The 13,027-nt window shown below is 46.8% G+C and carries 8 protein-coding genes; 4 read left to right on the top strand and 4 right to left on the bottom strand.

The annotated features are described in order from the left end of the window. Positions 1-221 precede the first annotated feature (221 nt). The 3 genes from QUB16_RS31135 to tnpA all read right to left on the bottom strand — a co-directional run bounded on the left by QUB16_RS31135 (position 222) and on the right by tnpA (position 2,900). Complete coding sequence (locus tag QUB16_RS31135) at positions 222-845, bottom strand: GNAT family N-acetyltransferase (RefSeq protein WP_333322100.1); 624 nt, start codon at positions 843-845, stop codon at positions 222-224. A gap of 362 nt (positions 846-1,207) precedes the next feature. Beyond that, a complete protein-coding gene (locus tag QUB16_RS31130) occupies positions 1,208-2,509 on the bottom strand; it encodes a transposase (protein WP_333322098.1) in 1,302 nt (433 codons plus the stop codon). Beyond that, on the bottom strand, positions 2,502-2,900 hold the full coding sequence (gene tnpA / locus QUB16_RS31125) for an IS200/IS605 family transposase (protein WP_333286416.1): 399 nt from the start codon (positions 2,898-2,900) through the stop codon (positions 2,502-2,504). The genes QUB16_RS31130 and tnpA overlap by 8 nt, the downstream gene beginning before the upstream one ends. A 1,997-nt stretch (positions 2,901-4,897) precedes the next feature. On the opposite strand from tnpA, the gene QUB16_RS31120 reads away from it, so the two are divergent. Together QUB16_RS31120 and QUB16_RS31115 are read left to right on the top strand one after the other, a co-directional pair. After that, a complete protein-coding gene (locus QUB16_RS31120) occupies positions 4,898-8,422 on the top strand; it encodes a response regulator (protein ID WP_333322096.1) in 3,525 nt (1,174 codons plus the stop codon). Positions 8,423-9,288: 866 nt separating this feature from the next. Then, positions 9,289-9,759, top strand: coding sequence for a hypothetical protein (locus tag QUB16_RS31115; protein WP_333322094.1), 471 nt, complete (start codon positions 9,289-9,291; stop codon positions 9,757-9,759). Between the two features lie 239 nt (positions 9,760-9,998). Here the strand turns inward: QUB16_RS31115 and pheS are convergent, their stop codons facing one another. Next, a complete protein-coding gene (gene pheS, locus QUB16_RS31110; RefSeq protein ID WP_333322092.1) occupies positions 9,999-11,003 on the bottom strand; it encodes a phenylalanine--tRNA ligase subunit alpha in 1,005 nt (334 codons plus the stop codon). 303 nt (positions 11,004-11,306) lie between these two features. On the opposite strand from pheS, the gene surE reads away from it, so the two are divergent. Together surE and QUB16_RS31100 are read left to right on the top strand one after the other, a co-directional pair. After that, positions 11,307-12,113 (top strand): 5'/3'-nucleotidase SurE, encoded by an 807-nt coding sequence (surE, locus tag QUB16_RS31105; RefSeq protein ID WP_333322090.1) that lies wholly within the window; start codon positions 11,307-11,309, stop codon positions 12,111-12,113. A 127-nt stretch (positions 12,114-12,240) separates the two neighbouring features. Next, entirely contained in the window at positions 12,241-12,639 is a 399-nt protein-coding gene (locus tag QUB16_RS31100) for a hypothetical protein (protein ID WP_333322089.1), read from the top strand. Positions 12,640-13,027: the final 388 nt, after the last annotated feature.

The following is a 13,027-nucleotide window of genomic DNA, read 5'->3' as shown; positions in this document are numbered from 1 at the left end:
GTATTGTACAATACGCGAGCGGGGACGCTCGCACTACAATAAAAAAAATGCTTTTTACAAAACTGAGATGCTCCCTTGGCGATCGGGCTTAAGAGCAAACTAAAATTCATCAATAATTCCCCATTCCCATTCCATTGATTCACAATAGAAGGAAAGAAGAGCTATTTTTTCCTTTTTCTTGGCGAAGCCCCAATTCCCCATAATCAATTCAAATACTTAGCTTAGGATAGCGAAATCTGCTTGCGTAAAAACAGCCGGCGCGGCTGGCCCAACAGCCAACCACTCCAATTCCAATCCACCTGTTGCAAGCGATAGCCGGCTTGATAGTACAACTGTCGCGCTGGGTGATTATTTTCCAGAACGTGGAGGTAAATCTCAGAAAATCCCCATTCTCTGGCTGTCTCCTCGCAGTTGCTGAGCAATTGTTGAGCAACCCCTTGCCGCCGGTACTCCGGGTGAACGGCTAAATTCGACAAATAAGGATAGTCAGAATTAGGGATTTGCCAAGGAAAGCGAGAACGTAGAGCCATTTCTACTGTTCCTGTTAGGCGCTGATCTCGGTGCGCCCTATAATTCTGCGTTCCCTCCTCGCGCGAGACTAGCTCAGCAACCAGACAAATGTAATGTTCTGCCTTAGAACGCAGTCGATTTTTTAAATCTTCGTAAATGCCCAAACGCAACACTGGATACACCCATTCTACAAACCCCTCGCGGGAGTGAAAGCTCATGGCCAAAATATCAGCTAGCTGCGTCAAGTCGTTCGGCGCAGCCACCCGGATCGAAAAACCCGAAAGTCCGGGAGTTTGTTGTTGGTGAGATGGTGAGGAAAAAAATGAAGGATTCACAATGCCAGGCCACTATATTAATTTTTTTACGCGGGTTTCTAAGCTACCCTCTTAGAAAATTCACTGATGTTATACTGATCTTATAACGTAACTTATAGGCATAGTTTATTAGCCCGATTAAATTACATTTTTTGGTGCTTGACTTTAAGTAGTATTTGAGGTAAAGGGAAAATTTTTAGCAGTTAATACTCTAGTTATGAAAAAATAAAACTCATCCCCTAATACTAGATTGGTGGATAAGCTATTTGGCCTTTAAATTGAAGCTCGATCCCTGGCTTTCGGCCGGCATCACAATAGTTTAAGTAAACAGTAGCTTACAAATTAAATGCGCGACAGCTTAGCGGGCAAGGTATTAAAAACAATCACAAAGGTTTTAACTTGATACTCCCGGGCCCGCTCAGGGACGGGGATTCTTGAAGAGTCCAAATACGAACCTTCAAAGGCGAAATCAAAGCGCCTCTACTGACTCTTTTAAGGCATAACCCTAAAGTTGCCGCTACTTTTCGCAAAATATTCGCCGCACCGTTGCAGTCTGCATTGATTTTGCTTCCATCTTTAGAACGATACAATCCGCGATTAACGCGCTTCCCAGATTCTTTCCACCCTTCAGTTTTTTCACCGAACTTAGGCAATTCATCCGAATCTAAAAAACTCGCCTTACTCGTATAGCTTTCTTCGGTTTCGATAAACCGAATGCCATATTGTTCGCAAAGTTGGGAAATCCTATCTTTCAATCGAGCGGTAGGAATTTGCACCAAATTTTGATTTGTTTTGCTGCCAAGATTAATCTCTTGACGCATTTCTTTATTCCAGCCAAAAATGACTGTGCCTATCTGATTTTCTAGGCAGTGTTTCAATATTAATCTAGCCGCTTTGTTAACTGCATCTCTGACCTGCCTGTTTCGCTTCTCTGTAATATGCGCCAATCTCTTAGACCAAAAACCTTGAGGTCTATGCTCTTTAATCGCTGCAACTCGCTTGTTATACCATTGATTTAATGATTTTAGATGCCGTCCATCTACGATAAAACTTGTTCCCGCATTGGAAACACAAGTTAACCAATTATTCAACCCTGGATCGATACCCAGAGCTTTGCTGACATCTAATTCAATCGCTCTTGACTGAAGTTGGTAGACAAACTCGGCATAAAATTGTCCATTTCTTGGCAAAATACGAATCTCTCTAATTGTCTTGTAGTCGAGATTGGACGGCATCGGCAAATAAAATTCACTAATTCCAAACCACAATTTAACCTTACTGCCTAATGGGAACCTCAATTGCCCATTCTTTAGCTTTACGTCTGCCTTTGGGAAGGTCACAAGCTTTAAGCTGTTTTTGCGGTATTTGGGTAGTCTAGGATGTTGCGTTACTGTGCCACTTTTGATTCCCTTGAGCAATCCAATATATGACTTGAAAGATTCCGCAACACTGGTCAACGTTTGTTGAGCAACATGGGAATACAGCGCTTTGAAATGAAGATTTTCCTTGAATAATTTGTGCAAGTCATACTTGCCGGGAATCCTCCCGGTCTTGAAATACAGTTGTCGAGAGTAGTAAGTCCCGCAGTTGGCTAGTTTGTTCGACTCTTCGCATACAAACTCTAGAACGCTTCTTAACTCTCGATTTGGACTAATTAAATTTTGCTGACATCCATAGCTAGACATTTTTTTGATTCTCAATGTACTGCTTGATTACTGAAATAGGCGCACCGCCAACAGTCGCAATAAAGTAGCTATTCGTCCACAGGGTTGGCAATCGACTTTTTAACCAAGGAAATTCTTGACGGAGATATCTGGAAGAGCGTCCTTTCATGTATCGAATTAGCTTGGCAATTCCAAATTGAGGATCGCACTCGACTAAGAGGTGAACATGATCTGGCATTACTTCCATTTCTATTAATTCACTGTTAAACTCAGTCGCCACCTCTAACAATATCTCCTTTAAACGGGCATCGACCCCCTCAACTAAAACCTTGCGACGATATTTCGGACACCACACAATATGGTACTTGCACGAGTAGACAACATTTTTATTTGATTTGTAATTAACACTCATAGTAGAGTTATACAGCACTAATCTGCATACTACACTAATTTTGCCTTAAGAATTGTTAAATACTGAAGGCGGTTGAAACCGCTACCGACTTATCCCAATGTCTAAAGCCAGGGGCCCGGCGGGCTCGTTCTTCGGTCAGGTTCCCGGAATCCTACCGCTCTCTGCTTAGGGAAATACCCGATCGAATATAATTTATCTTTGACACTCCCCACGGCCCAAGCTGGGGGATTCTCCAAGCTAAACTTGGAAGGGACAGGCAAAAGTCCCCCTAGACGCTCAAAACAATACCCGTATCAAAGATATTGCAATTGCGCTTACTTTTAGAGTGTTTCTTACTTTCAGAGTCCATCGCTTGCGCCAGATAGGTACGCTCCTCACCCTGCCATTATTCGCCCTTTAAGTATTCCGCATCAAAGGCGGATGTCTCCGTTGCCGGGATTTCTCCGCACGCTTGATGATTCTTCGCGTAGATGGTTATTCTTACTTGCTGTTTGAATTATATCAAACACGCTCAGGCGGTTGAAACCGCTACCGACTTATCCCCGTGTCTAAAGCCAGGGGCCCGGCGGACTCGTTCTTCGGTCAAGCGGTAGTTGAAAAACTCAACGACTGACCATACTAACACTGGGCACGATCGCGCGTCGGATGTTCCCCGCCGCCCCCCGGGCTGGCACCCCAGCTTTCAGCAGTTCTGGGCTATCCATCGCCCGTCCCCGATCGAACCGGCCTTACCTGTTGAGCTACTGGGTACTTTTTCAACCTCCAATTTAAATTTGGATGCCTGGAAACAGTCGGCAGGCGTTTTCCCCCTCGGTTCGATACTCTGCTGCGCGCGAGACCTTCAAAACCTCGATCGAGCTGATTGACCCTGCCTAAAAACCGATACAAGTCACCGACACTCGTCGTGGAGAGATCAAAATTTTAGACCCTAGTTCAAGCTCCGCGATTCATCTGTGGAGTAAATCTAAAATCTAAAATCTAAAATCTAAAATCGACCGATCGGTTTCCACAGAGTACATCCCTAGCTAAGATTAACAGATGGATGCTCGATCTTGCGGTGTTTCGCCGCAGTAATTGGCTTGGGGGTTGGTCTGCAGCAGGCACAAAAAATGCCGAGATCGGGGAAAAAAGTGCAAGTCTAACTAAAATGGTACAGCAATTGCGTCACTCCCACAGACACCTCTGTGGTCTGTGGGCGACCCCCGAATATCAGTCAGGGGCTCGGCGCCGGATTGTGGTCGGTATCCTTGGCTGACTGTTAAAGTTGCTGTTAATTGTGGGAAAAAACACCGGCGAAGATGTTGGTTGTCTATTGTATCTTGCTGCGGGCAGCTTTCACATACCAAATAAAACACTCCCCGGAGCCAGGCTCAAACATAATTTTGGCAAATCAACTCACAATCAGGACGGTTATTCCTATGTATTCTGAGATATCCAGACTGCAGTTAAAATGGGAGCATCTCATATTGGTAAAAACACTTCTTCTGGCTCCTTCCTTATTCCTCTTCCCTCCTGCCTCCTGCCTCAAAACTCCTGCCTCAAAACTCCAATTTCTAGCTGGGCTGCTTTCATTGAGATGCTCCCGTTAAAATGGCCAGATGTGTGTTTGCTGTATTGCTGCATAAAGGTAAGGGGTGAAAAAAACTTATCGGGAGACGAGTTTATATGAATATCATTAAATAATAAAATTGGGGTGCACGACAGATAACTGTGGCTCAGAAGAATTCCGAATTGAAAACCCAGACATCAAAAATCAAGGTTGATGCTTGCCTCGGCCTACTCACAACAACTTCATATCCACGAATTATTGTGATACCATTTTCCCAAAATAATGGCCCTCTAGGCAAAATCCCAAGCCTTATGTCATCACTCATTCGCAATCGAAAATCGAAAATCGAAAATCGAAAATGGTATGACTTCAGCAATTTAAATCGGCGAATTCTTCCTTTGATCGGACTTATTAAATCGAACAGCCCCGGGGCACAGGAGAACGGTGCATGAATTCCCAAGAAAATCCTAAGCTAAAAATTCTGATCGTCGATGACGAACCGGATAACCTCGACTTGCTTTACCGCACCTTCCATCGAGACTACAAAGTGCTCAGAGCCGAATCTGGCCCCGCTGCTCTCGAAATTTTGGCAAAAGAGGGAGAAGTTGCGGTGATTATCTCCGACCAGCGAATGCCAAAAATGAGCGGTACGGAGTTTCTCAGCCTGACGGCGGCTCAATACCCAGACGTGATCCGAATTATTTTAACTGGCTATACGGATGTTGAAGATTTAGTTGAAGCTATTAACGCTGGCAAAGTATTCAAATACGTTACCAAGCCTTGGGATGCTCAAGAGCTGATAAATCTTGTCAGTCAAGCTGTTGAGACTCACAATCTTCTGAAAACGCGCACCAATGAACTGCGCCGTGCTTTGAGCCAAGAATCGCTGCTTTATGCCGTTACCAATACTATCCGATCGGCTCCCAATTACCAGCAAATGCTGCAAAGAATTGTGGAAACTGTCGGGCAGATGTTTGAGGTGAGTTGCTGTCTGCTGCGGCCGTTCCAAGACGGCCGGGTGGCCGATGAGTGGTTCGTTTACCAGAAGGCAGAAACAAAAGGGTTGCGGGGCGATGAGGAAGTCACGCCCCCAGAGGCTTCTGCTGCCGAACTCTCCCCGGATTTGCTGCCGGATTTGGTTTGGGAAACTCTGGATGTGGAGGTGATTCAAGATGCCCAAACTGACGATCGAGTTTTAAACTGGGATAATCACCAACGAAAGCAGGCTTACGAAGCTGCGAATATTCGATCGAGCTTGATCGTACCGCTGTTTTACAAAATGGAACTGATGGCAGTCTTGGCGCTGCACCAGTTCGATCGACGGCGCCAGTGGCAAGACCACGAGGTACAGTTGGTAATTACGGTGGCAGACCAAGCGGCTTTGGCGCTTTCTCAAGCCCGGGCTTACGAACAGGTGCGGGCGCTGGCAAAGCGCGAGGCCTTAGTCAATACTATTACTACGGCAATTCGATCGAGTCTCGATCCCCAAAATATTTTTGCAGCCATTACTCAACAACTCGGCCAAGCTTTGCAAGTTGACGGCTGCGCCCTATCTCTGTGGACAGAAGATGATGAATACGTCCAATGCGTGGGGTTATACGACACAGAGAGGGATACCGTGGCTGTAGAACAGGGCTTTATTGACAATCCAGAGGTAGTTGCGAACCCTCTTGGCTACGACACGGCTTCTGGCGATGCTGCTGCTAACACTCGCGCCTGGGTTTTTGCCCATCCTTCTTTGCCACAGTCTTTGGTGCCGATTCGGGGCAATCCGGTGTTGCTGCAAGTTATGGTATCAAAAGAGCCGGTGGCGATCGAAGACCTCGACGAACACCCCGAGTTAAATGTTACAGAACTGCAAGTTCGATCGCCAGCCCGCGCCCTGTTAGTCGTTCCCTTACTCTCAGAAGGCAAAATCATCGGCAGCATTTCCCTGCGCCAAAATTGCAGCATCCGCCGCTGGAACATCTCAGACATTGACCTGGCTCAAATAGTCGCAACTCAAGCTGCTCTTGCCGTGCAGCAGTCGCGCCTCTACCAGACTACCAGACAGCAGGCAGAACGGCTTCTGGAAGCCGATCGGCTCAAAACCGAATTTTTCCAAAATATCTCCCACGAGTTCCGCACGCCTCTAACTCTAACTATCGGCCCTCTGGAATCAGCTTGCAGGCGCAAAGAAGACTTGCCCTACGAACAAGCCGTAATCGCTTTGCGTAATTCCCGCCGCCTCCTGCGCTTGGTAAATCAACTGCTGGACTTGCAGCGGCTCGATGCCGGACGGATGCAGCCGAGTTTCCGCCCCTGCGATTTAGTAGGTTTCTGTTACTCTACCGCAGAGTCGTTCCGCGCCTACTGCGAGAAAAAAGGACTGCACTTAATTACCCAACTGCAAGAATGTCCTTTACTTTATTTGGACTTGGAAAGATTTGACAAAGTTATTTACAACCTGCTATCAAATGCTGTTAAATTCACCCCAGAAGGCGGAACTATCACCCTGAAAGTTGAATCGGCCGGCGCTCACTGCTTGTTGCAAGTAAAAGACACTGGTATCGGCATTCGCACCGAACAAATTCCCTATTTATTCGAGCGGTTTCACCAAGCCGAAGGTTCAGCAAGCCGTTCCTACGAAGGCAGCGGTTTAGGTTTGGCACTTGTCAAAGAATTAGTCGAACTCCACGGCGGTCAAATTTCAGTTGAATCAGTTTACGGCGAAGGTACTACTTTTACCGTTTGGCTGCACTTCGGTTCGACTCACTTGCCCCCGGAACAGGTACTAGAAATACCTGCGGAGTTTCACTCATCCAAAGCTGCGGTGGAACTGGCCGATGTGGAAGCGGATTTATCGGAAAATGAGGCCGAAAATCATAACTTTGAGCCGCTCCAACCTGTCAGATCGGAAACAGCAGTGGGAACGGTTTTGGTAGTTGACGACAATCCCGATTTGCGATTTTATGTGTCGGCCATTCTGCGAGATGCCGGCTTTGCAGTTTTGCTCGCGCGCAACGGAGAAGAAGGATTTGCGGTGGCTAAAAAACGTCGCCCTAATTTAATTATAACTGATTTGATGATGCCTTTGATTTCGGGATTGGATTTGATTCGGATGATTCGAGAGGATGAGGAATTGCAGGGAACTCCGGCAATTTTGCTGACTGCTAAAGCCGACGAAGATACTCGAATTGAAGGAGTAGAACGGGGTGCGGATGCTTATTTGTCCAAGCCTTTTAACGATCGAGAATTGTTGGCGGAAGTGCGGAATTTGATCGCCCTCAAACAAAACGAGCGCCGAGTGCAGCAGTTGAACAGTTATTTAACTGAGTCGGTGCTGCGCCGATTTTTGCCGCCGGCGATGGTGAAGGCTGCCGCCGCTGGAGATTTGGCCTTGGATTTGCGCCCGGAACCGCGATTGATTACTATTTTGTTTAGCGATATTGTCGGTTTTACTCAAATGGCAAATACGCTGCGCTCGCGCCGGGTAGCTGAGCTGTTGAATGAATATTTGGCGGCAATGACTAAGGCTATTTTTGACAGCGGCGGTACGGTGGACAAGTTTGTTGGAGATGCGGTAATGGCTTTCTTTGGCGCGCCGGAGGAACTAACGCCTAATGAGCAAGTACGCCGCGCTGTGGCTGCTGCTGACCAAATGCTGCGAGCTCTCAAGGAGCTTAACAAGGGCTGGTTGGAGCAGGGAATTGTTGGGGAAAATGGCGTGCCTCCGGTGCGGTTTCGCTGCGGAATTCACCAGGGTACTGCGGTGGTGGGGATGTTTGGCGGCCCCGATCGATCGGATTATACTGCGATCGGGCCGAGCGTGAATATTGCCGCCCGCTTGCAAGAGGTGACGGAACCAAACACGGTGCTAATTTCGGCGGCGGTTGCAGATTATGTTGAGGAAAATCGCATTGTTAAATATAAGCCTTTGAAACTAAAGGGAATTGATGAAACTGTATTGACTTTTTTACTAAATTGTGATTAGTCATTATAAGTATTATATGTTGATATCCCACGCACAATTTCGGGAACAACCTATTCCTAAATACAGTAGATGAGCGGCAAAATATGTATGGGGAGCATCTCACCTTTGCAGCCCTCCGCTAGAAATTGGAGTTTTGAGGCAGGAGTTTTGAGGCAGGAGGCAGAAGGAAAGAGGAAGAAGGAAAGAGGCAGAAGGAAAGAGGAAGAAGGAAGGAGCCAGAAGAAGGAAGGAGCCAGAAGAAGTATTTTTACAAATATGAGATGCTCCCTATGTATGTAACCCAAAGCGATGGTCACTCCGTGAAAGAATCCTTAGAAGCGAGATTTCATGAAAACAATCGCCCCATTGATGATAGCTTGACTGTCGCACCTACTTACTGGCCATAAACCATGTGTTAAATTTAACTTGAAGCACGCTAGTTAATATTTAGTTGCATAAATATAATTTTTCCCGCCTATCTACTTAAGCGCGCTGATATGGGCTGTGGTTGTGGACTCATCTGCGTTAATCGGTGTTAATCTGCCCTCATCTGCGGTAAAAAAAAAGAATATTGCTCGCGCCGCAGATGACAAAGGATTGACGGTGATTAACGCAGATAATAAGAGATTTATGAATAATTCCGCACCTAACAGATTTGACATCAATTGTTAAATCTTTAATCTAAAATCTACAATCGACTCACCCAAGTTCAAGATTCCAAATGGCTGCTGGGGAGTCAACTCTAAAATCTAAAATCTAAAATCTAAACTAGACTGACATTCTTGGCTTGAATCTATCAAAAGAGGGAACTTTTTTAACAGCTCGTCGGTGGATAACCTCTATCTAGAGAACGGTTCCGCCGATCGCTCAAATCGAGTAAAAATAGAATGTCATATCTCCTTTTGTATTCTATGAAACTGAATTCTTTTACGAAACGGCTTTCGACTGTCGGGCGCTGGATGGCTACAACTGTGCTTTGCGTGTCAGCGATGGCCTTCGTTTGGTCTGGTGCGTTCTTCTCCAACACCGCAGCAATGGCTTCTCCTACTGTAAACTCGATCGCAGCAGCAGATGCGGGCGATGCGGTTCAAGAAAAAGCCAGCAAAGATGCTGGACGAGCCAAGAACTTCATCCGAGATACAGAAGAGAAGGTTAAGGAAACTGCCAAGACAAATGCTTCTAAAGTCGATCGAGCATCGGAGGATGGTAGTGTCGTAGAGCGCAAAGCTAAGAAAGATGCGGCCACAATTGAGAAAAGAGCATCCGAAGATTCAGCTCGGACTCAGAAAGCAGTAGATAATACCAAGAATGCTGTAGAGAGCGCTGTTGACAGCATCAAGGGTGTTTTTAGCAAGTAGGAAATAAATAAGTAGGTAAGCGCAAAGCCCTTGTCTACTTAAGTAAGCGGGCATGAATAAACTGATGTGAGGGGGCGGGTTTTGACCTGAAAGAAGTCGGATAGCAAGAGTTACTTGCACTCACCCGCCCACCATATCTTCTGGTTTTGTCGCTCTTGTCTGCTTACTTGAAACTGCAAAATTGATTTTGCTTAAGCAAAATCTCTAGAGGGTTTGTAGAACCGACCCCAAACCATGCTTTAAAATTGCCGTAAAAAGCGCAAGTCGCTAGCATAAACCCGGCGAATATCGTCGATTTCATAAAGTACCATTGCGAACCGCTCGACACCAAAACCTGCTGCAAACCCAGTATACTTTTCTGGGTCTAAACCAACTCCTTTAAGAACGTTAGGATCGACAGTTCCGCAGCCCAACACTTCCAGCCATTTGCCGTTCCACTGCAAATCAACTTCGGCCGAAGGTTCGGTAAACGGAAAGTAACTCGTGCGGAAACGAATCGGCAAATCTTGCCCGAACATTTGCCGCAAAAACTCTTTAATTGTGCCTTTCAAGTCAGTAAATGTCAGACCTTCATCAATTGCTAAAAGTTCAATTTGGTGGAAGACTGCTGCGTGAGTAGCATCGACAGTATCGCGGCGGTAAACGCGGCCGGGAGAGACAATCCGAATCGGCGGTTTGTGCTGTTCCATGTAGCGAATTTGCACTGATGATGTCTGAGTCCGCAGTAAGTCGCCGCCTGGTAGGTAAAATGTATCTTGCATATCCCGCGCTGGGTGGTCTGGCGGTGTGTTCAGCGCCTCGAAGTTGTAATAATCTGTTTCCATTTCCGGGCCGTTGGCGACGGTGTATCCGAGGCCGACAAAGATATCCAGAGCGCGGTCGATGACGGCGTTTAACGGGTGAACGCGGCCTTGGGGGCGGCAAATCCCCGGCATCGTCACATCGATGGTTTCTGAGGCTAATTTGGCTTGGATTTGGGCTGTTTGGAGGGAGGCGCGCTTGTCTTCTAAATCGGCTTGCAGGGCTTCTTTGACTGTATTGGCGATCGCACCTACTTTGGGCCGCTGGTCTGGCGACAGTTTGCCCATCATGCCTAAAATTTGAGAGAGTTGGCCTTTTTTGCCGAGGTAGCCGACGCGCAACTGTTCGAGTTGTTCGAGGGTATTGGCAGTGGCGATCGCACTTTTGGACTCTTGACCGAGGGTTTCTAGTTGAGTTTCAATGTCGCTTAGCTGGACAGTCATTTTGATTTTAGATTTTAGATTTTAGATTTTAGATTGATGGCAGTTTTGGGCCAAGTTGAGTTTAGCGCAATTTTGGCTCTACAGTCTGGTAGATTTTAGATTTTAGATTTTAGATTGATGGCAGTTTTGGGCCAAGTTGAGTTTAGCGCAATTTTGGCTCTACAGCTTGTTGATTTTAGATTTTAGATTTTAGATTTTAGATTTTCGGCAGTTACGGATAATTTGTAATAAGTAATTCGATGTTAGAGCGATCGCCGTAGTTGAATCTAGTTTAAGATTGCTATAAGGCCTATAAAAATTTCAATGAAACTTTTAATTAGCAACGACGACGGCATCTTTGCACAAGGCATCCGCAGCCTCGCGAACGCTCTCGCCGCCGCTGGCCACGATGTGAGCGTAGTTTGTCCCGACAGAGAGCGCTCCGCTACCGGCCACGGCCTTACCCTGCACCAACCCATCCGCGCCGAAATTGTCGAATCTATTTTTGAGCCCGGAGTCCAAGCTTGGGCCTGTTCGGGTACTCCCGCCGACTGCGTGAAACTCGCTTTGTGGGCTTTACTTGACAAACCGCCGGATTTTGTTCTTTCCGGTATCAACCACGGGCCCAATTTAGGCACGGATATCATCTGTTCGGGTACGGTTTCGGCAGCAATGGAAGGAATTATGGAAGGTATTCCCAGCATTGCTTTCAGCCTCGCGAGCTTTACTTCGCAGGAATTTGGGCCGGCGGTGGATTTCGCTGTCAGCTTGCTGGCACAGTTGGAAAAACAGCCAATGGCGAAACCGATGCTGTTGAATGTCAACATACCTGCAGTCTCACAAGCTGAAATTACCGGAGTTGCGATCGCCCGTCAAGGCATTCGCCGCTATTTCGACATATTTCAAAAGCGCACCGATCCGCGCGGCAAAACTTATTATTGGCTGGCTGGCGAATTGTTAGAAGATGTAGAAGAAATCGCCGATTCGGCGGTGCCACATGATATTCCTACAGACGTACAAGCTATTCGCGACAACAGAATAACCGTAACTCCCTTGCAATATAATCTCACCTGTGCTCCAGACTTGCACTCGTTGCGGGATTGGCAATTTGAAGGTTTTCCCAAGGATTGAGCTCCGATCGACCCGATTGGAGCGGTAAACTAGGAATTAAGGAAAAGTGCCTCTCAAGGTCTATACCTTAAGCGTTAACACAGGCTACCAATTACTTGTTAGTTTTTTTTACTCAAGAAAAACAGTTATGAACGCTCCCACCTATAACACTCATTCTGTCACTTGCCCGATCTGCAACCGTTCCAGCGTCGTAGGCCCAGTCGGGATGGTCAGTGGACTATTCACTTGCCCCCACTGCCATTCTCATATGGTAATTAGCTGGAGCGGTCATTTTGTGCGCGATCCTTTTAGTCTCAAACAACTGACGGTAGGAAAGATGCTCAGGCGCGAGAGCAGACCGTTAGCTCGCCTTCAGCGGGACTTTGGGCTGGGTAAGCCTTTGCCGCTGATTGCCATTTTGGGCAGTGTGGTCTTTTTCGGGTTTGCGCTCGCCGCTACGGAACAATCGCTACCCCGACAGAATTCACTTCAAGGATTTTTAGAGTGGGTGAGCGGAACTGGTAATTCCCAAGATGTCTCACGTTAACATTTCTTAAAAGAAATTCTGACAGATACTGCGTGCAAATATCTATTCCTTTAGGTAGAAATCACACTATTTTAGCCATTGCATCCATCTTGAGCTATGGGTAAGCACTTAGACGCCGTGGCCTTCATCGTGTGCCCAAAAACGTCAAAACCCCAGTCCGGCAGGGGTTTTAACCCCTGTAGGGAAAGCGCCGTGCCCATAGGTGTCAACTTAACGTGCAACCGATAGTCCGACAGTCCGACAGGGGTTGAAACCCCTGCCTCAAAGCTAAAGTCGTCTGAAGACGACTAAGGAATGAGAATTAAATAACTTCCACTCGTGAAAGTGGGATGGGCGTCCCGCCCGTCCTGTTTGGACGGGCGGGACGCCCATCCCACAATAACCATTA

Source organism: Microcoleus sp. D3_18a_C4, from assembly GCF_036702415.1.
Taxonomy (GTDB): domain Bacteria; phylum Cyanobacteriota; class Cyanobacteriia; order Cyanobacteriales; family Microcoleaceae; genus Microcoleus.
The sequence above is the reverse complement of the archived record's forward strand: the minus strand, read 5'-3'. Positions and strand labels throughout refer to the sequence as shown.

Coding starts and splice junctions, on each gene's coding strand:
- QUB16_RS31130 (WP_333322098.1), bottom strand. CDS start 2,509: ATGTCTAGCTATGGATGTCAGCAAAATTTAATTAGTCCAAATCGAGAG.
- tnpA (WP_333286416.1), bottom strand. CDS start 2,900: ATGAGTGTTAATTACAAATCAAATAAAAATGTTGTCTACTCGTGCAAG.
- QUB16_RS31120 (WP_333322096.1), top strand. CDS start 4,898: ATGAATTCCCAAGAAAATCCTAAGCTAAAAATTCTGATCGTCGATGAC.
- QUB16_RS31115 (WP_333322094.1), top strand. CDS start 9,289: ATGTCATATCTCCTTTTGTATTCTATGAAACTGAATTCTTTTACGAAA.
- pheS (WP_333322092.1), bottom strand. CDS start 11,003: ATGACTGTCCAGCTAAGCGACATTGAAACTCAACTAGAAACCCTCGGT.
- surE (WP_333322090.1), top strand. CDS start 11,307: ATGAAACTTTTAATTAGCAACGACGACGGCATCTTTGCACAAGGCATC.
- QUB16_RS31100 (WP_333322089.1), top strand. CDS start 12,241: ATGAACGCTCCCACCTATAACACTCATTCTGTCACTTGCCCGATCTGC.